The 21,182-nt window shown below is 61.8% G+C and carries 23 protein-coding genes; 14 read left to right on the top strand and 9 right to left on the bottom strand.

The genetic code is table 11. The features are described 5' to 3' along the window. Positions 1 to 6: 6 nt before the first annotated feature. Entirely contained in the window at positions 7 to 576 is a 570-nt protein-coding gene (locus tag P0M12_RS09130) for a flavin reductase family protein (protein ID WP_007729773.1), read from the bottom strand. Between the two features lie 273 nt (positions 577 to 849). On the opposite strand from P0M12_RS09130, the gene P0M12_RS09125 reads away from it, so the two are divergent. After that, the gene (locus tag P0M12_RS09125) at positions 850 to 1,788 is read left to right on the top strand and encodes an AraC family transcriptional regulator (protein WP_007729772.1); all 939 of its coding nucleotides are present in this window, start codon (positions 850 to 852) and stop codon (positions 1,786 to 1,788) included. On the opposite strand, the gene P0M12_RS09120 is transcribed toward P0M12_RS09125, so the two are convergent. Further along, a complete protein-coding gene (locus P0M12_RS09120; protein WP_042447244.1) occupies positions 1,785 to 2,555 on the bottom strand; it encodes an IclR family transcriptional regulator in 771 nt (256 codons plus the stop codon). The two genes, P0M12_RS09125 and P0M12_RS09120, sit on opposite strands and share 4 nt — an antisense overlap. 199 nt (positions 2,556 to 2,754) lie before the next feature. Between P0M12_RS09120 and catA the strand changes: the two genes are divergently transcribed. The 6 genes from catA (at position 2,755) to P0M12_RS09090 (ending at position 7,995) form a co-directional block, all read left to right on the top strand. Beyond that, positions 2,755 to 3,594, top strand: a complete 840-nt coding sequence (catA, locus tag P0M12_RS09115) for a catechol 1,2-dioxygenase (protein WP_003940427.1) — start codon at positions 2,755 to 2,757, stop codon at positions 3,592 to 3,594. Positions 3,595 to 3,623: 29 nt separating this feature from the next. Further along, positions 3,624 to 4,745: a muconate/chloromuconate family cycloisomerase gene (locus P0M12_RS09110; RefSeq protein WP_277377608.1), complete on the top strand. Its 1,122-nt coding sequence runs from the start codon at positions 3,624 to 3,626 to the stop codon at positions 4,743 to 4,745. A gap of 13 nt (positions 4,746 to 4,758) precedes the next feature. Next, complete coding sequence (gene catC / locus P0M12_RS09105; protein WP_007729770.1) at positions 4,759 to 5,040, top strand: muconolactone Delta-isomerase; 282 nt, start codon at positions 4,759 to 4,761, stop codon at positions 5,038 to 5,040. Between the two features lie 6 nt (positions 5,041 to 5,046). Further along, the gene (locus P0M12_RS09100) at positions 5,047 to 5,994 is read left to right on the top strand and encodes a helix-turn-helix domain-containing protein (protein ID WP_192712157.1); all 948 of its coding nucleotides are present in this window, start codon (positions 5,047 to 5,049) and stop codon (positions 5,992 to 5,994) included. 154 nt (positions 5,995 to 6,148) lie between these two features. Next, a complete protein-coding gene (locus P0M12_RS09095; RefSeq protein ID WP_065351504.1) occupies positions 6,149 to 7,612 on the top strand; it encodes a benzaldehyde dehydrogenase in 1,464 nt (487 codons plus the stop codon). A 17-nt stretch (positions 7,613 to 7,629) separates the two neighbouring features. After that, the gene (locus P0M12_RS09090; RefSeq protein ID WP_003939951.1) at positions 7,630 to 7,995 is read left to right on the top strand and encodes a hypothetical protein; all 366 of its coding nucleotides are present in this window, start codon (positions 7,630 to 7,632) and stop codon (positions 7,993 to 7,995) included. Positions 7,996 to 8,016: 21 nt separating this feature from the next. Here P0M12_RS09090 and P0M12_RS09085 read toward each other — a convergent pair whose 3' ends face one another. Both P0M12_RS09085 and P0M12_RS09080 read right to left on the bottom strand, forming a co-directional pair. Further along, positions 8,017 to 8,646 (bottom strand): response regulator transcription factor, encoded by a 630-nt coding sequence (locus P0M12_RS09085; RefSeq protein ID WP_007729766.1) that lies wholly within the window; start codon positions 8,644 to 8,646, stop codon positions 8,017 to 8,019. Next, positions 8,643 to 9,812 carry a histidine kinase gene (locus P0M12_RS09080; RefSeq protein WP_030536467.1) on the bottom strand — a complete coding sequence of 390 codons (1,170 nt, stop codon included), beginning with the start codon at positions 9,810 to 9,812 and terminating at the stop codon, positions 8,643 to 8,645. The genes P0M12_RS09085 and P0M12_RS09080 overlap by 4 nt, the downstream gene beginning before the upstream one ends. Positions 9,813 to 9,996: 184 nt before the next feature. Here P0M12_RS09080 and P0M12_RS09075 point away from each other — a divergent pair, with 184 nt between their 5' ends. Beyond that, entirely contained in the window at positions 9,997 to 10,587 is a 591-nt protein-coding gene (locus tag P0M12_RS09075) for a heme-binding protein (RefSeq protein WP_058226663.1), read from the top strand. Positions 10,588 to 10,857: 270 nt separating this feature from the next. Next, positions 10,858 to 11,784 (top strand): alpha/beta hydrolase family protein, encoded by a 927-nt coding sequence (locus tag P0M12_RS09070; RefSeq protein WP_306671697.1) that lies wholly within the window; start codon positions 10,858 to 10,860, stop codon positions 11,782 to 11,784. A gap of 58 nt (positions 11,785 to 11,842) precedes the next feature. Here the strand turns inward: P0M12_RS09070 and P0M12_RS09065 are convergent, their stop codons facing one another. From P0M12_RS09065 to P0M12_RS09055, 3 genes are all read right to left on the bottom strand, one after another. Beyond that, positions 11,843 to 12,958, bottom strand: a complete 1,116-nt coding sequence (locus P0M12_RS09065) for an NDMA-dependent alcohol dehydrogenase (protein ID WP_277377607.1) — start codon at positions 12,956 to 12,958, stop codon at positions 11,843 to 11,845. Between the two features lie 79 nt (positions 12,959 to 13,037). Then, positions 13,038 to 14,765 carry a helix-turn-helix domain-containing protein gene (locus tag P0M12_RS09060; RefSeq protein ID WP_269610762.1) on the bottom strand — a complete coding sequence of 576 codons (1,728 nt, stop codon included), beginning with the start codon at positions 14,763 to 14,765 and terminating at the stop codon, positions 13,038 to 13,040. Between the two features lie 77 nt (positions 14,766 to 14,842). Further along, positions 14,843 to 16,252, bottom strand: a complete 1,410-nt coding sequence (locus tag P0M12_RS09055; protein ID WP_003940433.1) for an AarF/UbiB family protein — start codon at positions 16,250 to 16,252, stop codon at positions 14,843 to 14,845. Positions 16,253 to 16,384: 132 nt separating this feature from the next. On the opposite strand from P0M12_RS09055, the gene P0M12_RS09050 reads away from it, so the two are divergent. Genes P0M12_RS09050 through P0M12_RS09030 form a run of 5 tightly spaced genes read left to right on the top strand, consistent with a single transcriptional unit; the run spans position 16,385 to position 20,267 of the window. After that, entirely contained in the window at positions 16,385 to 16,804 is a 420-nt protein-coding gene (locus P0M12_RS09050) for a MerR family transcriptional regulator (RefSeq protein WP_277377606.1), read from the top strand. A 46-nt stretch (positions 16,805 to 16,850) separates the two neighbouring features. Then, positions 16,851 to 18,227, top strand: a complete 1,377-nt coding sequence (locus tag P0M12_RS09045; protein ID WP_277377605.1) for an MFS transporter — start codon at positions 16,851 to 16,853, stop codon at positions 18,225 to 18,227. Further along, positions 18,224 to 19,243 (top strand): ABC transporter substrate-binding protein, encoded by a 1,020-nt coding sequence (locus tag P0M12_RS09040; protein WP_042925153.1) that lies wholly within the window; start codon positions 18,224 to 18,226, stop codon positions 19,241 to 19,243. Before P0M12_RS09045 ends, P0M12_RS09040 begins: the two co-directional genes overlap by 4 nt. A 21-nt stretch (positions 19,244 to 19,264) precedes the next feature. After that, positions 19,265 to 19,984 carry a 2OG-Fe(II) oxygenase gene (locus P0M12_RS09035; protein WP_042925149.1) on the top strand — a complete coding sequence of 240 codons (720 nt, stop codon included), beginning with the start codon at positions 19,265 to 19,267 and terminating at the stop codon, positions 19,982 to 19,984. Then, on the top strand, positions 19,974 to 20,267 hold the full coding sequence (locus P0M12_RS09030; protein ID WP_007729748.1) for an Ada metal-binding domain-containing protein: 294 nt from the start codon (positions 19,974 to 19,976) through the stop codon (positions 20,265 to 20,267). Before P0M12_RS09035 ends, P0M12_RS09030 begins: the two co-directional genes overlap by 11 nt. Here P0M12_RS09030 and P0M12_RS09025 read toward each other — a convergent pair. Together P0M12_RS09025 and P0M12_RS09020 are read right to left on the bottom strand one after the other, a co-directional pair. Beyond that, the gene (locus P0M12_RS09025; RefSeq protein WP_007729747.1) at positions 20,230 to 20,658 is read right to left on the bottom strand and encodes a VOC family protein; all 429 of its coding nucleotides are present in this window, start codon (positions 20,656 to 20,658) and stop codon (positions 20,230 to 20,232) included. The genes P0M12_RS09030 and P0M12_RS09025 overlap by 38 nt on opposite strands. A 40-nt stretch (positions 20,659 to 20,698) precedes the next feature. Beyond that, positions 20,699 to 21,181, bottom strand: a complete 483-nt coding sequence (locus P0M12_RS09020) for an SRPBCC family protein (RefSeq protein ID WP_003940319.1) — start codon at positions 21,179 to 21,181, stop codon at positions 20,699 to 20,701. Between the last annotated feature and the right edge of the window lies 1 nt (position 21,182).

Below are 21,182 nucleotides of genomic sequence, written 5' to 3'. Positions count from 1 at the left end.
AGCCTTTCAGATCGTTTGGGGTGCGGGCTGAAGATGAATCGGGGTGAACGAAGTGGTGGCGTCGAACCAGCCGCTGTGGGGGTCGTCCTGACTTCCGTTCCAGACTGTGGTCGACGAGGTAGCGCCTAGATCGTGAAAAGTGCTTCGGTAGAACAGAAGCGGATCCTTGCCACTCGACTGAGCGTCGACGATCTCGCCGATGAAGATGATGTGGTCACCGCCGTCGTACTCCCTCCACGGGACGCACGAGATGGTTGCTGCGGCGCCGTCGAGCAGGGGAGCGGTCGGTCCGTCGATCCACCTCGGTTCGGTGCGCTGCGGTCGGCCGGCAAAATGCATGGCCGTGTCCACTTGGTCGGAGGCAAGGATGTTGACCGCAAACGGCGCGTTGCCGAGGTAGCCGCACGCCTTGGACTTGCGAGTCATCGTGATCTGGCACAGCCGTGGTTCCAGGGAAATGGCCGTGAATGCGGTGACCGTGGCTCCGTGTGGTTGACCGTCGGCATTGGTACAGGTGATGACGGTGACGCCGCTCGCGAATTGACCGAAGATTCCTCGAAGCTGATTTTGTTCCATGACCGGACCTCCTTGTCGGATGGCGGTTGAGTGAGAGTGCCGCGAAGTGCGGGAGGGAAGTAGTGGGCGACTCGCGCCGGGAGTGAAGACGAACGTACGGCGGGCGCAGGCTTCGGTCGATCCGTACAGCGCGGTGGCTATCCGGATTGCGCACCCGATCGCGGCCCGTACCCGTTTTCTCTTGGAAGTGACCGGGGACACAGTGTTCAATGATGTTCAGCGCCCTTGCTCGGCAATGTGGCTGGTCACGGGTTTGGAAGGTGAAGAAGGACGATGGTCGACTCCATGATCGGTACAGCTCCCCGCGACTGGGACGAGGCGTGTCATGCGGTTTCGGACGCCTACTTTCCGCACACGCTGACGCCGTTGTCTCGGCATGCGGCCAGTGGAGTCGGGGTGTGCACCACCGAGTTGGGACCGCTGAGGATCGCTCATATTCGGTGGGGAGCAGACGTCGCCGTCGAATCCGATCATCCCGGTGCCTATGGGGTGAACATCCCGCTCTCGGGCGAGCTCGAGTCGGTGTTCGCGGGCTCGCACGTGCTCTCGACGCAGGGTGTTGCGACGGTATGTCCACCCGACATCACGACAAGAATTACGCGGTGGAGTGCGGACTGCGAGATCGTCGGAGTCCGGATGGACCGTCAGTACCTCGACCGTGAGATGGAAAAGGTTCTCGGTCGACCCGGAATGCACTTGCCTGATCAGGTGGATCTTCGGGGGGACGACGGAGCCAGATGGCTGAAATTTGTTCGCTCACTGTCGGATCAGATACTCGGCCCGGTCGGCGTGCTGCACAACGAACTGGTGGCAGGTCAGCTCTCCGGCGCCGTGGTCACGGCATTCGTCCTTGCCGCAATGCCCGAAAGCGAGGACGCGGTGCGACACGCCAGGCCACGCATCGTCAAGCGGGTGCTCGACGAGATGCACGACGACCCGGCCCGCGTGTGGACCGCAGCCGAGATGGCGGAGGTGGCGGGCGTCAGCGTACGGAGATTGCAGGAGGGATTTCGGCAGTACGTGGGCCGGAGTCCGTCGGAATGCCTGCTCGACATCCGTCTCGAGCGGGTCCATGCAGATCTGGTGGATGCCGACGACTCGACGACGGTCACCGATGTCGCTGTGAGATGGGGTTTCACGCACACCGGACGGTTCGCGTCGTCGTTTCGGCGTAAGTACGGATTGCTGCCTTCCGAGGTGTTGAGGCGCTAGCTTCGGTACCCCATGTCCGCGCTGAGTTGGTTCGCCTTTTCGACGAGGAAAGGCGCGACGTCGGCGCGGAAAGCTTCCGGGGATGTTCGTCCGGCCGAGGTCGAACACGCTGTCACTCCGACGACGCTTCCACCGGCGTCGCGGACGGGAGCAGCGAGGGAAATCAGGCCGTCTTCCAGTTCCTCCGATGTGAGCGCGTATCCCTGTTCGCGCACCACCCGGAGGGCGGTATGGAATGTGCCTTCGTCGGTGATCGTGGTGGGTGTGAGGGCGTCGAACGTGGAGTTCGCGATGACGTTGTCGACGATTTCGGTTGGCGCCCAGGCTAGCAGGGCTCGACCCATGGAGGTGGCATATGCAGGCACTCGGGTGCCGACGCTGACGTTGATGCTCATGATCCGCCGGACGGGTACACGCGCGGCGTAGACCACGTCGACACCGTCGAGCACCCCGAGCGACGCCGACTCGTGGGTGTGTTCTGCGATCTCCAACAGACGAGGGAGCGCCGCCTCCGTCAAGGCATGTGATGCCGAGAAGTGCTGCCCGATGCTCAGAACGCGTGGGGTGAGCGACCACCGACTGTTGTTGCCGGTGACGTATCCGAGCTTCTGCAGCGTGAGGAGGATGCGCCGGACCGCTGGGCGGGAGAGACCCGTTTCGGCGGCAAGATCGGCGAGCGACGGGTTGGGGTTCTTCTCGTCGAAGGCCGTCAGCACAGCAAATCCACGCTCGATGCTCTGGATGTAATCGCGATCGTTCTCGCTCACGGAATGGCCTTTCATCTGCGGGTATGCCCGATCGGCGCCTTCGAAGGTTGACAAACCTTGTGACTGGGCGCACAGTACAAGCGTACGCACAGCGTAACAGATGTACGCAGCGCGTACAACCCAAACTTGGGGAGCCGACGCAGCCCAGCAGTACGGCACCCACCCGGTAACAACCACATACGGCCCCGAGGAGGACCACATGACCACTTCCGAGAGCCCCACCGCAGTAGGTTCGGGTACTGCCGCCACCGACAAGTTCCTCCAGGAACGAGTCAGCGCGGACACCCCGCCCGAACGCGTCTCGGCCATCGCCAAGGACGTGCTCGAGGCACTCGCAGGCGTCATCGACAAGCACGGCATCACCTACCCCGAGTACCGCGTCCTCAAGCAGTGGCTCATCGACATCGGCCAGTTCGGCGAGTGGCCCCTGTGGCTGGACGTCTTCCTCGAGCACAACGTCGAGGAGGTCGCGTACCGCGGTCAGCACGGCACCAAGGGAAGCATCGAGGGCCCGTACTACGTTGCCGATGCCAAGACGTTGCCTGCCAAGTGTGAACTTCCGATGCGTGACAACGAGGTTGGATCGAAGCTGGTCTTCGAGGGCCAGGTTCGCGATCTCGACGGCAAGGGGTTGGGCGGTGCAACCGTCGAACTCTGGCACGCGGACGACGAGGGCTACTACTCCCATTTCGCGCCGCACATCCCCGACGGCAACCTCCGCGGAACGATCGTCGCCGACGACGAGGGACGCTTCGAGATCACCACGATTCAGCCTGCGCCGTACCAGATCCCGACCGACGGCCCCACCGGCTGGTTCATCGAGAAGGCCGGCTGGCACCCGTGGCGTCCGGCTCACCTGCACCTCATGGTGAAGGCTCCCGGTAAGCGCACCATCACCACCCAGCTCTATTTCAAGGATGGAGAGTGGATCGAGAACGACGTGGCAACGGCGACGAAGCCCGAACTGATTCTCGATCCGAAGCCAGGTGCCGACGGAACCAACCGGGTCACATACGACTTCGTGCTCGATCCGGCCTGATCCACAACTGCTCTGAAGAAAGTGATTTGATGACAGACCTGTCGATCGTCTCCATCGAGACGACCATCCTCGACGTTCCGCTGGTTCGCCCCCACAAGTTCGCCACCACGTCGATGACGGCGCAGCCGTTGTTGCTGGTCGCGATTCGCACCTCCGACGGGGTGATCGGATACGGCGAAGGAGTCGTTCCGGGCGGGCCGTGGTGGGGTGGCGAATCGGTGGAGACGATGCAGGTCATCATCGAGAAGTACATCGCTCCCGTGGTGGTCGGCAGGCGCGTGGATCACATCACCGCGATCATGGCCGACATCGAAAAAGTTGTTGCCAATGCACGATTCGCGAAGGCCGCCGTCGACGTGGCGTTGCACGACGCCTGGGCGCGTAGCCTGGGAGTCCCCGTGCACACGCTCCTCGGCGGGGCTTTCCGCGAGAGTGTCGACGTCACGTGGGCACTGGGTGCTGCGCCGGCGGACGAGATCATCGAAGAAGCTCACGAAAAGCTCGAATCCCGGCTCAATTTCAGCTTCAAACTGAAAATGGGAGCACTCGATCCGGCGGTCGACGTCGCGCGCATCGTCAGCATCGCGCAGGCGCTGGACGGCCACGCCGGAGTCCGTGTCGACGTCAACGCACGGTGGGATCGCTTCACTGCCCTGCGGTACTTGCCGCAACTCGCCGAGGGTGGAGTCGAACTGATCGAACAACCCACTCCGGCAGACCAAATCGAGGTCCTCGCCGAACTCAGTGGGCTTCTACCGATTCCGATCATGGCCGACGAGAGTGTGCAGACCCCACACGACGCTCTGGAAATCGCCCGCCGGAGCGCCGCCGATGTCATCGCCCTCAAGACCACCAAATGTGGTGGCCTCCAGCGCAGCCGCGACATCGTCGCGATTGCCAAGGCCGCCGGTATCGCGTGCCACGGTGCGACGTCCATCGAAGGCCCGATCGGCACGGCCGCTTCGTTGCACTTCGCGTGCGCCGAGCCCGGAATCAACTTCGGAACAGAGCTTTTCGGCCCACTGCTCTTCAGTGAAGAGTTGCTTCAGGAACCCCTGAAGTATTCCGAGGGTCAGTTGCACCTCCCCGCCGGACCTGGCCTGGGAGTCGAACTGAACATGGACGCCGTCAAGACCTGGACCAGGAACTAGAGGATAGAAGAACATGGCACTCTTTCACGTTCGGATGGACGTCGATATTCCGCGCGACCTGGATCCGGAAGTACGCGCCGATACCGTCGCAACGGAGAAGGCGTACTCGCAAGACCTTCAGCGACAGGGAAAGTGGGTGCATCTGTGGCGAATTGTGGGACAGTTCAGCAACATCAGCATCTTCGATGTCGAGTCGGCTGACGAACTCCATGAGATTCTCTGGAAACTGCCCCTGTTCCCGTACATGACCATCGAGGTCATGCCGTTGACGCAGCACGGATCTTCGATCAAGTAGCCCGCCATGTCTGCCGTGTCTGCCACGCCTCCGAGCCTGCCGGAATCTGTGCAGCAGTGGCACTGCGAGATGTCGGAGACCTTCGGTGGCCTGTGCCCCGAGAGTTTCGTCGATGCCGCGCCTGTCGGTACGGTCAGCGGCGTAAGTCTCGGGGACGTAGGCGCTTTCGACATCTCCGGTTCACCGCAGATACTGCGGCGGAGCGCACGCGCAGCAAAGCGACACGGTAGTGATCTGCTCAAGATCTGCACGGTCCGAACCGGGAGCGCGATACTGCGCCAATCGGACCGCGAGTTGACGGCCCCGCCCGGCGCGATGATTCTCTACGACGTCGAGCATTCGTACGCGCTGCGTTTCGACGGTCACTGGTCGTGCACCGTCATGACCCTACCGCGCAGTGCGGTGAGTCTGACCGAGCGAGAACTGAATTGCGCGCTCGAGCGCACCCACGACGGTCGGCGTGGGTCCGGTGCATTGCTGGAAAATTTCATCTCGGGCGCTGTTGCATCCCAGGTCGACGGCAGCGCAGCCGGGCTTCTCGGAGATGCTGGAGTCAATCTCGCTTCGGCAGTTCTGATGCAAGGATCTGCGCCCGCGACACCCGGACGTGCGACGCGAGAGGAGATCTTGCGATATGCGCTTCGGAATCTCGACTCACCAGACCTCTCGGTCGCGTCGATCGCCGGTGCGTTGCACCTGTCGCCGCGAACCGTTCAGCGTCACTTCGGTGACGGGGATCTGACCCTCAGTGCGCTGATTCGCCGCGAACGGTTGATCCGCGTACGCCGCGATCTCACCGACGTCTCACTGCGGGATCATTCGATCTCCATCCTGGCCGCACGATGGTGTTTCCATGACGCACCAGCGTTTTCGCGTGCGTTCAAAGCGGAATTCGGTGCGGCGCCGTCGGAAGTACGTAACTCGCCTGATCCGAACGCCCGCGAACGTCACTGATCTGTCGCATCCGAACAACAAACGTGTCCGATCACGACAACTGGGAGCCCGAATACCGGGGCAGAGTGTGTTTCAGATCGCTTTTTCAGGCTCGCGAAGAGCTCAGGTCCACGAACAGCGAGGACCGCAGCGAAAGCTACGAATCGAGGAAAGCATGACGAATCTGCTCGCTCATCAGCAATGGCACGGAAAGATTTTCGACGGCCAATGGATCGACGGAGGCGGTGACACCGTCGAGTCGCTCGAACCGGCTACCGGCGAGGTGCTCGGGGTGATCGGCACGGCGACTGCTGCGGATATCGATCGAGCGGCACACATCGCGTCGGCCGCGCAGCCGGCGTGGGCGGCGACGATCGGGCAGGCTCGCGCTTCGGTGATCCGTAAGGCAGCGCAGATTTTGGAAGCCGAGCGAGCCGAGGTGGAGCGCTGGTTGATCCGTGAAGGTGGTTCCGTACCAGGGAAAGCCGCATTCGAAGTTGATCTTGTCATCTCCGAACTGTGGGAAGCCTCGGCACTGCCGACACAGCCGTTCGGGCACCTTCTGCCCGCCAGCCAGGAGGGGCGCACGAGCATCGGTCGCCGGGTGCCCCTGGGTGTGGTCGGCGTGATCAGCCCGTGGAATTTCCCGCTTCTCCTCGCCATGCGCGCTGTCGCCCCCGCCTTGGCGCTCGGAAATGGCGTCGTTCTCAAGCCGGATGTTCAAACCGCGATCAGCGGGGGTGCGGTCATCGCGGAATTGTTCACGTCCGCAGGTCTTCCCGAAGGCCTCCTGCATGTGCTCGCCGGTGACGCGGAACCTGGTCAGGCATTGTGCGAGAGCCCGAGCATCGCGATGGTGTCCTTCACGGGTTCGACCGCCGTCGGCCGTCAGGTCGGGGCAACTGCCGGTCGCACGCTCAAGCGTGTCTCGCTGGAACTGGGTGGGAACAATGCGCTGATCGTCCTCGACGACGCAGACCTGGATGCCGCGAGCTCGGCGGGCGCGTGGGGTTCGTTCCTGCATCAGGGGCAGGTCTGCATGACCGCAGGCCGCCACATCGTGTTGGAATCGGTCGCCGATCAGTACCTGGACCTGCTGGCCAAGCGCGCAGCGGTCCTGCCGGTCGGGGATCCCAATACAGGCGACGTCGCTCTCGGACCGCTCATCAACGCGCGGCAGATTGCGAACGTCGATCGAATCGTCCAGGGCACCAAGGCGGCCGGCGCCGAAATCCGCGCCGGTGGAACATACGAAGGGCTCTTCTATCAGCCGACCGTCCTGGCCGGAGTCACCTCGGACATGCCCGCGTTCCGTGAAGAAATCTTCGGGCCCGTGGCGCCCGTCGTGATCGTCAAGGACGAAGACGAGGCAGTCAGGTCGGCCAATGACAGCGAATACGGTCTGGTTGCTGCCATTCAAACAGGATCGGTTGAACGCGGCGAGCGGATCGCGGACCGACTGCGTACCGGCATCGTGCACATCAACGATCAGACTTTGAACAACGATGCCTATGCACCATTCGGTGGCACGGGTGCCTCCGGAAACGGCGCGAGATTCGGAACTCAAAGCAGTTGGGACGAATTCACCACCTGGCAGTGGCGAACCAGCCGGCCAGCGGCGCAGACCTTCCCCTTCTGAAGTCGAAAGGTACTCCGATGCACACCATCTCGGCTCACGATCTTCCCATCGTGTTGCAGGACGGCGAATTCGAATTGCGGATGCGAGAAGAAGGCGACATGATCGTCAACTTCGTCAAAATTCCTGCTGGTGCAGACTTCGCCGAACCGTTCGCACAATTGGAAGGCGGGCGCTGTCAATGTCCGCACTACGGATACGTCTTGAAAGGAAGGATCTACACAGATTCCGAAGCAGGTCGGCAAACCTACGATGCCGGCGACGTGTTCTACTGGGCACCCGGTCACGTTCCCGGAGCGATCGACGACTCGGAGTATGTCGACTTTGCTCCCAAGGCTGAATTCCTCGAACTGATCGACGGAGTGCGTAAGGCGATGGGCGGCTGAGCTGTTCGGCCGCCACCGAGGTCAGCGTATTCCGTCGCGACGTAGTGCGACGGACACTGCGGCAGAGCGGGTATCGACGCCGAGCTTGGCGTAGATGTGCCCAAGATGGGTTTTCACCGTCGCTTCGCTGATGAAGAGTGCCTTACCCAGCTCGCGGTTGGTCATCCCCTCGGCGAGCAGGCTGAGCAGTTCGGACTCACGGGCGGTGAGCGCTTCCTGCGGGCGCTGCATCTGCTGGACAAGACGAGAGGCCACAGTGGGAGAGAGAACGCTGCGCCCGGCTACCGCGCCGCGCACCGCGCCGAAGATCTCGTCAGGAGTCGAGTCCTTGAGTAGGTAACCGATGGCACCGGCGTCCACGGCCCGCACGACGTCGGCGTCGGTGTCATACGTCGTGAAAACCAGTACGGGAACATCGACACCGTCGCTTCGCAGGCGTTTGATCGCTTCTGCACCGTGCATGCCGGTGCCCATGTCCAGATCCATCATCACCAGATCCGGTGAGGCCGACGGTATCGCCGTGGCCGCCTCCTCGCCGGACGATGCTTCGCCTACTACTTCGACGTCCGGCTGAGTGTTCAGCAGCGCTCTCAGCCCGGCTCGCACGACCAGATGATCGTCGACGAGGAACACGCGAATGGTGGTGGTCACCGGATCCTCCGTTCGAGAGGGAACTGGGCCGCGACGACGGTGCCGTCTCCCGGTGCACTTTCCACGGTGAACGATCCGCCGAGCTGTGCGACGCGGCTTCGCATCGCACGCAGGCCGTATCCACCGTACCGAGAATGGTCGGCGAGCTTTCCCGGATCGAAGCCGACGCCGTCGTCGAAGATGTCTACGGAGACGGAGTGGTCGAGATACGTGATCGTCACGCCCGCCGTTTCGGCGCGAGCGTGGCGGGCGATGTTGGAGGACGCGCTCGAGACCACTCGCACGACGGCATGAGCTACGTCCGAGGGCAAGATGACGGCTTCACCGACGGTGCGGATCCGAACGGCCGGGACGAACTGGCGGGCGGCGGCCACGACCAAGGCGTCGAAGTCGCCCGTACCGCCCTTGGTCGGCGCCAGATCGTGGACGAGGTCGCGACTCTGCATCAAGCTGGTTCGGATGTTCTCTGCTGCGGCATCGACATCGGCTCGAGACGGCGAACCCGTTGTATTCCACGTTTGTTCGGCTGCCTCGAGCCGTAGAAGGGCGCTCGCCAGTCCCTGGGTAACGGTGTCGTGGATTTCGCGCGCGAGGCGCTCTCGCTCAGCGGCAACGCCGGCAGCGCGTTCGGTATCTGCCAATGCAGATTGCGCTTCTGCTACCTGACGCAGAAGCCGAAGGCGTTCTCGGGCATCTCGTTCCATCTGCCCGTACGCGGCCGCGACCAGTGCCGCGGTGCACAGCGGCCCGAGAAGTGTCACCAATTCGGCACGACCGGTGACCCGGTAGAACGCGATACCGGCGAGGACGCCCAGGATCCCGACGAGGGGGTAGGCGATCTTGCTCGGATACAGACGAATGCAAAGGAAGAGAACGGGAAACGCACACCACGCGAAACTCGGGGCAAGCCAGACCAGCGCTGCCCATGCGCTCAGTACCGGCCACATCCACAGCCGTTGGCGAACCACATCTCGCGAGGACACCGTGGCCATGACGGCGTAGAGCAGGGCGAGGACCACGGCCAGGACGAGTACCACCCCGAACCGACCGCTGGTCCCGTGGACTGTGACGTACCGAACTCCCGATGTAGACAGCAGTACGAAGAACGACGCGTGGATCGCATACGCCAACGGGCCGCGTAGGCCGCGTTCGGCGTCGGCGTTCATGGCTCCGTTACTCATCCCTCGAATGTTACGGAGGGCGCCAGGCCGTCGTATCAACCATTCGGATGATATCCGGGTAGCTGTAGGGGGCACGGTTCGTCACCCGAGCGCCCGATGTGCGCACCCGCACCCGGACGCGACGCTGTAGTGGACGGTTTCGAATCATTCGACTGAAAGTGTGCCCGATATGAACCACCGCATTTACACACGACTTCCCCGTACGCTCGCTGTCGCCGTTCCGGTTGTCGCAATCCTTGCCAGCGCCGCGTGCTCGACCACCGAAACACCGGTGGCGAACGCATCGAGCACGACGTCGATTTCTGCTACGCAGCAGCCTGCTGCGACCGGCGATTCGGCGATTGTCACTCAGAATCGACTCAGTGCCGACGCAGCAGTGAAGGCTGCTGGTGCGGCCCTGGCGAAATGCCGCGCCGACGGTCTCGGCTTCGTCACCGTCTCCGTCGTAGACCGTGCGGGAAATGTCATCGCCATGGTGCGCGGCGACAACGCAGCCCAGCACACGGTGGAAGCCTCACGCGAGAAGGCATACACCTCTGCAGCTTTCGGAGCCGACACCAGTGACCTCTCGCAGCGTACCAAAGGCGAAGGATCAACCATCGCCGACCTTCCCGGCACTCTCTTCCTTGCAGGTGGAGTCACATTGAAGGCTGGAGCCGGGTCGATCGCCGGTATCGGTGTCGGTGGCGCTCCAGACGGAATGCAGGACCAAGCGTGTGCTGCCGCAGGTCGTGATGCGATCGCTTCGTCACTCGGCTGAGTGAGCGCATTCAGCGTGCTTCGTGAATTGTGCTTTTCGCCACCTGGATTCGCTCGGCACGACAGTTGTCCGATTGTTGCGATGACCTCGACTTTGTAACACCGGAGCCCCCGGAAAGGGACAAACACGTCGACAGTGGAACCGACGATGCACTTACCGAAGCGAGTTTCTTGATGCGCAGTTTCGGGGAAAGACACAACCTTGCAGAGAATCAGATTCACGTTGCCCGAACGCAATACACGGCGGGTGCGGGTGCTCGTAGCGGCGTTGTTGTCGATATTCCTGCTCGGCGGTATGTTCGGTCCGACCGCTGCGAGTGCTACTCCGGCGCGCTCGGCGCCATGGGGTGGGTACGACGAGTTGTGGGTCCCGTCTTCGATGGGAAACATCAAGGTTCAGGTGCAGTGGGCCGCGCGCGGTGGCAACGCCGCGTTGTACCTGCTCGACGGTCTTCGCGCGCAAAACGACAGAAATGCTTGGAGTTTCGAAACGAACGCACTCGATCAGTACCGCAATGACAACATCACGTTGGTGATGCCGGTCGGCGGTGAGTCGAGTTTCTACACGGATTGGTACGCGCCGTCCAATTTCAACGCTCAGCCGATAACGTACAGGTGGGAAACGTTCCTCACCCGCGAGCTTCCGGACTTCCTTGCAGGGTATGGCGTTTCACCAACCAACAATGCGATCATCGGGTTGTCGATGGGCGGCAGTGCCGCGTTGAACCTGGCGGGGCATCATCGGGATCAGTTCAAGTTCGCCGGCTCGCTGTCCGGCTACATCAATATCTCGGGTCCGGGTATGCGTGAAGCGATCCGCGTAGCCATGTTCGACGCCGGCCGGTACAACGTCGATTCGATGTGGGGCCCGCCGTGGTCATCCGGATGGCTTCGCAACGACCCGTTCGTCAACGCGGAATCGCTTCGCGGACTGTCGATGTACATTTCGTCGTCCAACGGCATCCCGGGACCGTACGATCATCCCTCTGCGCCGATCGATTACTTCCACACGGCGACGGGTATGGGGCTCGAGGCGCTCTCGTGGGTGCACGCGCGTGCATTCGAAATTCGCCTGAAATCCTTGGGAATCCCAGCGACGTACAGCTTTCCGCCCGCCGGAATTCACTCGTGGCCGTATTGGTCTGCTGAATTGTGGATGGCCAGAGGACAAATCCTCGACACCATGAACGCCTGGTGAAGCTGTAGTGAGGATCTCTCCGGACTTGCTCTCGATCGAAAGTCCGGAGAGAACTCGCTCAGAAGGCGATGATTCCACGGAGGTTGCGACCGGCATGCATGTCGGCGAAACCGTCGTTGATCTGGTCGAGGGTGTACCGGTTGGTGATCAGTCCTTCGAGTTCGAGCTTGCCGCTGGTGTAGAGATCGATCATCCAGGGAATGTCGGCGGTGGGATTGGATGCACCGAACAGGGATCCCTGAATTCTCTTCTGGTACAGCGTGAGTTCCATCAGGCTCACGGGAATTCCGACGTCCGTCATCTTCCCGAGGCCGGTGACCACGCAGGTTCCTGCCTTGCGGATCGACGAGAATGCCTGCGCGACATGTTCTCCGGTGGTCACGCCGACGGTGACGATGGCCGAATCCGCGCCCTGGCCGTTGGTGAACGAGTGCGCTATGTCGGTGGCTTCCTCCATGGTGGCCACGGCGTGGGTGGCGCCCAACTTCAATGCACTGTCGCGCTTGAACGCAACCGGATCCACCGCGATCACGTGGGCGGCGCCGGCATGCGAGGCGCCCTGCACCGCGTTGATTCCGATTCCGCCGACGCCCATGACGATGACAGTCTGCCCGGGATACACCTGAGCGGAGTTGACCGCGGCGCCCCAACCGGTTCCGACGCCGCAGCCGAGCAGACACAAAGCGTCGAGTGGCAGGTGCTTGTCGACTTTCACAGCCGAGAGAGTGCTGACCGTGGTGTATTCACTGAAGGTGGACAGGCCGCAGGTTTGTGCGACGGGCTGACCGTCGAGAGACATTCTGTAACTCGAGGTTTCGCCGGGTCTGCTGCCAGTCATGATGGCGGCGCCGTTGTCGCAGAGGTTCTGGATTCCGCTTGCACACCAACGGCAACGGCCGCAGGCGGCGAGGAACGAGAACACGACATGATCGCCCTCGGACCATCCTTCCGTGTTCGGCCCGACCTCGACGACGATTCCGGCGCCTTCGTGTCCGCCGCAGATGGGGTAGCGGCCGACTCCGTGGTCGCCGCTGGCGATGTGATCGTCCGAGTGGCACAGGCCTGAGGCGACCATTTTGACAGTGAGTTCGCCGCTGCGGGGTGAATCGAGTTCGAGATCGACCACCTCGTATGTGCCTGGTGCTTGGCGAATGACGGCTCCACGAGTGCGCAAGGTATCTCCTGAGGTAAGAGTTGTTCTTCGGCTTCCTCAGTTGTCTACTCGAGAGTTCAGGACGGGCTCGAGGCCTATCTCACTGATCGGACGTTTCGTATCTTTCAGACTCGTCCGGGGTGCGTCCCAAGATGGCGAGTTGCAGTTCGGTGAGCAGTCGCGTATCCGGCTCGTCCAACGAAATGCCCATGATCTGTTCAGCGCGCCGAATGCGGTAGCGCAGCGTGTTCGGATGTACTTTCAGAGACGAGGCGGCCTTCTTCACATCCCCGAAAGCTGTCAGGTAGGCCGTGAGCGTGAACTGCATGTCAGAGGTGTTCTTGTCGTCGTAGGAGACGAGTCTGTCGATACGAGGGTCTCGCAATCGCTCGTGATCAGCAACGAGGTCGAGTATCTCGCCCAGCAACACCGCGGTGCGTGACGCCGCGAGTGTGGTGACCTTCGAGGTTTCGTGATCATCGGTGGTATCGAGCACGCGGTCCACTTCTCGACGCGCCTCGGGTACGCCGTGCAATCGCGCGATCGGGACCGCGACGGCGGCGCGCACGCTGATGCCCGCACGGGCCTCGACTACTCGCACGGTGTCGTAAGCCCAGTCGCTGATCGCGACCTCGTGTTCGGCCTGAGGAAACAGCACGTAGATCCGGTTGTCGATGATCGTTGTGACCGCGTCGCTGCGGAATGCGCTGGCGCGCAGGCGCAAGGCGTTGGTGATTCGATCGAGATTCGATCCGGGCGCGAGTGATGTCGCAAATCCGATGACCGCAGACGGTCCGTCGGTGTTGATGCCGAAGGAGCCGGCCAGCGAGTGCATGTCGACTCCGCCGGAGCGAACGCCGAACAGCCTTTGCAATTGGGCATTCTCGCGGCTGGAGGCGTCCAAGGTTCGCATGAGAATGCGTGCGGCGACTGCCGCTGCACCCCGCAATACCGCTTGGGCGTCGTCGGAAAGAGGTTCAGAGGCGCGCTGCACCCAGATGCTGCCGAGATTGTGTTGGTGTGCAACAGAACCCGTCGGCGCTGACAGGTCCGGGCGGGTGATGCTCACAGCCAACCTGTGCGCGGCTCCGATGCTCGGCTCGGAGGGCAGACTGATGACCTCGTCCGATCGCCTGAGATGCTCGAACACGCCTCTGCGCTCTATCCATTCGGTGTATTCGATCGGCCACTCCCGGCCCAGTATGGAGAGCTGACGGAGTTCGTCTTCACCTTCGTGAGCAGCTGAATATGCGATGACATGGAGTGCCGTGTCGTCGATCGTCACGAGTCCGCCGGTCAATTCGGCGATCGTCTCCGAGAGCGCGAACAGATCCGAATCGCCACCGGCCACAGCTCCTGAGACGGCCCGCGAACGGTACATGCTCTGTGTCAGAAGTCGTTGTACGAGTGAATAGACGTGTCCGGAACTAGCCTGCGGATGTACCGCGGCCACTGCGATTCCGATGTTGCGTGCGGCGGTGAGAAGCGTTGTCGCCGCGCGCGCATTCTTGACGAGCAAGAGCTTCGGACGACGCCTCGCCGGCCTGCCTTCGAACTTTCGCAGCCACTGCGTCAACGTCGATTCGGGAACTCCCACGGGAAGGTAAATGTCGGAGATCGCACCACGGCTGTCGGTGCCGTCGATATCGGAGGACTCGACGAGGGCGATCGAACGGATTTCGACATCGAGTCCGTCCGGGCTTTCCAGAAGTTCGATCACGGACTTGTCCGTGGAATGCATGAGGGCGCCGAGGGTGGTGCCGACACTCGGCCCGTTATTCCTCGGACCTGTCGACGCTTGCGGGAGGGCTACAGAAAGTGGCTGCACATTTGCTCCTCGGCCAGTGGGTCACTACAGGCTAACCCCGACAGACGAAATGCAGAATAAGGAAATAGGGGACAAATTTATTCGTCGGGCATGGTGATGCCGAGTTCCTGCACCTTTTCGGCGACTGCCTCTGGAAAAACGTTCTTGAACAGATAAAGGTCTTGTCCGATCACCCAACCAGGTGCCAAAGCCGTCGCATATCGTTCGAAGTATCCGAGTTGTTTACCGAAAAGAACCAATTCCTCGGGACTCGCAACGCCCCACTGCTTGCCCAACTGAATCAGTGCCATGATCAATTCACTGAGCTTGAGTTCACCCAGGTCACGGCCGAGAATCGGGGCCAGGGCCGTTGCGACCTGCATACCGAGCTGATCGTCGTCGACCTCGTAGTCGGTTGCATATCCCAAGGATCGAATTCCGCGGGCGACACGGGCGAAATCACCGTCGATGAGGGTGGCTCGGAACATGTCGGAAAGGATGGATCTCCAGGTCTCGGGAAGGACGCCGACGATGCCGAAGTCGAGCATCGCTATCCGGCCGTCGTCGAGGACCCACAAATTTCCCGCGTGGACATCTCCGTGGAACGGACCGTGAACGATGACTGATTCGAGCCAGACCTTCACTCCGCGCCGGATCAGCATGCGGGCTTCGTCGATGCCGTCCGGACCGGCGACGAACCGATCCAGTGGAACGCCGCGCATGCGTTCCATACAGATGACGCGGGGACCACAGTAGTCCCAGTACACCTCCGGTGTCGTGACTCCTTTGTTGTCACCGAATGCGCTGATGTTGTTCCGGAATGTGGTCTGCCGGTCGGCCTCGACCGCGCTGTTCAATTCCGTCATCGTGGCGTTGTGCAGATCGCGAATGATGGCGGTGGCATTGGCAATTCGAAGGAACTCGACAAATTTCTCGAGGATGTTCGCGCCCCAGTACGCCGCCCGCAGGTCGATCAGCATCCGCGCATAGATGTCCGGACGCTGGATCTTGATGACGGCCTCGCGGCCATCGTGCAGAACGCACGCGTGTACCTGCGCTACCGATGCGGCCGCGAGAGGTACGTCGTCGAATTTCGCGAACAGGTCGTCTACGGAGTAACCGAGGTCCTTCTGCACGACGCTTCTGGCCTGCTCGGCCGGGAAAGACGGAACATCGTCGAGGCAGCGTAGGCATGCATTGGCGACGGGGGCCGGGAACAGGCCGGACGACGACGCGACCAGTTGGCCGAGCTTGACGAAGGTGGGCCCCAGCGCGATGAAGCCGTCGACCATCCCGTCGGAAGCAGCGTCTGCCCAGGTGCGGCCACGCTTGCGGAAAGGCCACACGATCAGTGCCAGCATGATCGACGTGGACAACACGACGGCGATGATCGCGGAACGCCACAACTGGGCGAGGCCGAAGCGTTCGAGGTCCGGCATGCGGACTTCGAGGGCAGTGGCGGGCACTCCTGACGAGTACGGCCCGACAGGTCGCGTTGGATCCAGCACAGCTCTCCCTCGTTCAACGAGCGCATCCAGCATTTTGCCGTGAGATCACTTACGCGACCCCTTCCGTTAGTCAGTATGCCAAGTCACACATAACTGCCGGAACCGCCTACGCATTCAGCCTACGATCGGTGAATGCGTGAGCACTTGATCCCGATCGGCGAGGTTGCAAAATCGTTCGGAATCGCGGCGTCGACCTTGCGGTATTACGAGGACGAAGGACTGCTGTCCGCGCGGTCGCGAACTGGCGGCAAACGCTGGTACGGGCAGCGTGAGCTGCGACGGCTGGCATTGATCCGGATGTACACCGAGACGGGAATGTCCTTGGAGCAGGTGCGGTCCTTCATCGAAACCGACACCACGTCCGAGCAGTTCTCCACGGTTCTCGCAGATCAAGTGTCGACGCTCGAGGCGCAGATATCCGCAGCCAACCGAGCGAAACTGATACTCGAGCATCACCTGACGTGTCGGCAAGAGCGTCCGATGCAGTGCCCGTGGTTGCTCGAGCAGCTCGACATTCGTGTCGAAGCGGCGCTTGACTTCAAGTTCACTTGAACCTTCATAGTTAGGGCGCACTTACCGCCCTACCTGGAGGTTGACCATGTCGGCACGACGATGGCTGCCGCTCATCGCCGCATGCATCGGAACTTTCCTGTTACTGACGTACGCCACGATCACAACGATCGCGGTGCCGGCCATCGCAGTCGGTTTGGACGGCAGTACGGGCGCGATGTCATGGGTCGTCGACGCCTACACGCTGGCTCTTGCCGCGCTTCTTGTGGGCATGGGCGCACTCGGCGATGCGTGGGGACGCAAACGCCTCTACATCTGCGGACTGGTCGTGTTCCTGGTTGCAACGGCCGTGTGCGCGATTGCTCCGGACGTCACGGTTCTGGTCGTTGCTCGCGGCGCGCAAGGAATTGCCGGTGCGGCGATGTTCGCGACACTCCTGCCTCTGCTCGGCGAGGCATATTCGGGCCGCGATCGGCACGTGGCTTTTGCCGCGTGGGGTGCCGTCGCTGGATTGGCGGCGGGAATCGGCAACGTTGCAGGAGGGCTGCTGACGCAGTTCTTCGACTGGCGTGCGGTCTTCTATTTCGGAATCCCCGTGGCCGCAGTGGCGCTCGCAATGGCTGTGTTCTGTTTCGCCGACAGTGAGCGCGGCGACGACAACATCGACTGGGCCGGAATCGTTTTGTTCACCCTCGCTGCCGTTGCCGCGGTTCTCGGCGTGACGTGGGGCGGCGACATCGGGTGGGCTTCGTCGTCGACAGCTCTTGCCTTCCTGATCGCAATCGGTGCGCTGACGGCGTTTGTGTGCTGGCAGCGTCGAGGCAGCAGTCCGATGCTCGATCCGGCATTGTTCCGATCCCTGAAATTCGACGGCGTCCTCGTCGCTGCTTTCGGGTACTACCTCGCGGCCTACGGCCCGCTCGTAGTCCTTTCACTGTGGCTGCAGAACGGGCTGGAACTGTCGGCATCGGCGGCCGCACTCGTGCTCTCGATTCAACCGCTCGCTTTTGTCTTCGTATCGGCCTTGTGTGGATCACGGCTTCAGCGCGTCGACCTTCGACTGTCGCTCGGATTCGGGACGATCCTTTGCGGAATCGGTTGCGTGGCCATGCTGTACGTTCTCGCCGAGCCGGTCTGGCCCGCACTGATCGCCGGGCTGATTCTGACCGGTGTCGGTTCGGCGATGGTGTCGCCGGTGCTGCCGGGTGCCGCGATGTCGGACGCCCCGGCAGAGCGCGCCGGGACGGCTTCGGCAACAGCCAACTCGTCGCGTCAATTCGGGCTTGCCGTCGGAATTGCGTTGTGCGGCTCGCTCTTCGTCGGTCCGGACGAGTTCGCCTTGCTGTGGCCGTTGGTCTTCTGTGCCGGCGTCGGAATGCTCACGGGTTTGGTGTCGATCCTTCTCTTTTCTCGTTCGTCAACTCCTGAAACAGTTCAACCAATCGCCGAAAGGGCACACACATGACCACGCTGTTCACTCCACGACCGCACCGGCGTATCGAGATGGACTGGAATCGCCGCAGGTTCCTCGGCGCTGCAGCAGGATTGGCTGCTGCGCTGGCAGCGGCCGGTTGCTCGCGTTCGGACGCAGACGCCGGGGGCGAAGGCGACGCAGGCTGGTCCTTCACCGACGATCGCGACAATCTGATCGAATTGGATTCACCACCAAGGACATTTGTCACCTACACCGGTATCGCGGGTGCTCTGTGGGATTACGGACTGGTGCCTGTCGGAGTTTTCGGGGCACTGACACGATCGCCGGGATCAACGGACACCAGCATCTCCGGCAATTTGGATTTCGCGAAGACCGACATGGTCGGGCAGCTCTGGGGACAAGTGGAACTCGAGAAGATCGCTTCGCTGGAGCCGGACGTCGTCATAGTCCCTCAGCTGCGTGGTTCGGCACTACTCGACGAGGCGAACTTGGATGCGGTGAAAGGCTTGTCGACAGTACTGTTCGTGGAAACGGCAGCAGGAACCATCGACCGAACCGTGCAAGAGATCGTGGAACTCGCCGTGGAACTCGGGGCGGACCAGGATATGGAGGCTCAGCGAAAAGAATACGACGCTGCGCGTGCACGGATCTCCGAAGTTGCTTCTTCGCTGAATAATTCACAGGTTTTGTTCGCGTCCGCAGATCCGGACACGATTCGTGTCAGTCGTTCGGGATTCCCGATCCTTGCAGATCTGGCGGGATTGGGCCTTGCCGTCGTCGATCCGGCCGCGGGATCGTCGGTCTACGTCGAGAAACTGGCTTGGGAGATGGCGGACCACTATCCGGCCGACATGATCTTCCTCGACGATCGCCCGTCCAGTTTGCAACTGGATACGCTCGGAACCAATCCTGCGTGGTCCAACTTGCCCGCGGTGAAGGCGGGGAAGATCGGGACCTGGAATCCGGAACCCGTGCTCAGTTATGCCGGGATCGCCCGTACGTACAACGATCTGGCTGACCAGCTGCTGGCATTCTCACATTCCTGACCGCCGCGTCGTCTACGACGTATGGACCTCTTCACCGCTCTGTCTGCTCGTGTTGAATCCCTCGATTGGCCTGCGCTGATCGAGGGAATCGACTCCAGTGGGTGTGCCCAGACGACGCCGATACTCGACGAGTCGGAATGTCGCGAAATTGCTTCCTGGTACTCGGAGGTCGACCGGTTCCGGAGCACCGTCGACATGGCTCGATACCGTTTCGGCCAAGGGGAGTACCGGTACTTCGGTGATCCCGTACCGGAGCCGATCACGGCTATGCGATCCGCCTTCTACCGACACCTCCTGCCCGTGGCGCGGGAGTGGGCGTTCAAGCTGGGCGAGGGTGCACCGTGGCCGGATTCTTTCGAAGAATGGATCGATCAGTGTCACGACGCCGGTCAGAATCGCCCTACCCCGATCCTTCTGTCCTACGGACCTGGTGACTGGAATGCATTGCATCGGGACTTGTACGGAGAGTTGCTGTTTCCCTTGCAAGTCGTGATCGGGCTCGACAGACCTCGCATCGACCACGTCGGCGGCGAGTTCTTGCTCGTGGAACAGCGGCCGCGCGCCCAGTCGAAAGGGACGGTGACAGTTCTCGGGCAAGGTCACGCTTTGATCTTCACCACGCGGGATCGACCGGTGCAGAGTTCTCGTGGGTGGTCGAGAGCCCCTGTGCGACATGGTGTCAGCGTGGTGCACTCGGGTACGCGTCGAACATTGGGATTGGTGCTTCACGATGCCGAGTAAGACGTACATTCTCCGCGACGCTCGCAACAAACCCTACGAGAGTTCGACGCCCGGTGTGCTTGGCGGGCACCGGAAAACGAAGATCTACGGGCGACTCGACTGTCGAGGGGCCGCGCAGGCAATCGCGCGTGGCGGGTATGTCGCCAGTCGGGTGTTCTTCGCGGACGAGCCGACCGCGATTGCGGCCGGCTATCGCCCCTGTGCCGTCTGCATGCCCGAAGGTTACGCAGCCTGGAAGGCAGTTGCTACGCGCCGAAGCGGTCGCGGTACTCCTTCGGAATGAGCGGCTTGTCGCCGCGGACCTTCAGCTGCTGGACAGCCCAGGTATTGCCGTCCGGGTCGGCGAATCCGAAGAAGGTGCCCCCGTCACGCTCGTCGAAGACGGTGACCTCACTGGCATCGACGCCGCGGCCGATGAGCTCTTGGCGAGCCGCTGCAGCGTCGGCCACGACCAACTGCAATCCCTTCAACGAACCAGGGGTCATCTCGGTCTGCGACGGCAGGTTCCCGATGACGATCGAGCAGCCCGAACCACGCGGAGTGAGCTGGGCGACCGTCATGTGTTCGTTGACGGTGTGGTGGTCGAGATCGAAACCGACCTTGTCACGGTAGAACTCGATGGAGCGGTCGAGGTCACTGACGGGAACGATGACTACTTCGAGGGTCCAGTCCATGAAACTGCCTTTCGCTGAGGAGGTTCGGGCAAACAGGTGGTCAGAGTTGCGCGACGATCTTGTCCAGGCGTTCGTAACCTTCGGTGACGCCGAGCTCCATATTGCTCTCGATCATTCCGTCTCGCGCTTCGAGGCTCGGATATACGGAATGGCCGGAGAGGCGGGTGCGTCCGTTGCCCAGATCCTCGAACGTGATCGATTCGATGCTGACGACGTCGGGAAATCCCTCGTATTCGAAGGTCTGGATGGCAAAGTCGTTCTCGCGAACGACGTGAAATACACCGTTGAACCGGAACTCTTCGCCCTCGGGGTTGCGATGGACGTACTTGTATCGACCGCCGCTCACGAACTCGTATTCGTCGATCTCCATCTCGTATCCGTTGGGGCCGAGCCACTGCTTGACCAGATCGGGATTCGAATGAGCTGCGAAGACGGCACTGACGGGTGCGTCGAATTCGCGGGTGATGTCGATGTACGGCACGCCCTCAGGAGCCGTGATGGTGACGGGATTGGTGGTAGCCATG

It is taken from the genome of Rhodococcus sp. RCBS9 (assembly GCF_029457415.1).
GTDB classification, from domain to species: Bacteria; Actinomycetota; Actinomycetes; order Mycobacteriales; family Mycobacteriaceae; genus Rhodococcus_F; species Rhodococcus_F qingshengii.
This window is presented reverse-complemented; position numbering and strand designations above follow the sequence as displayed.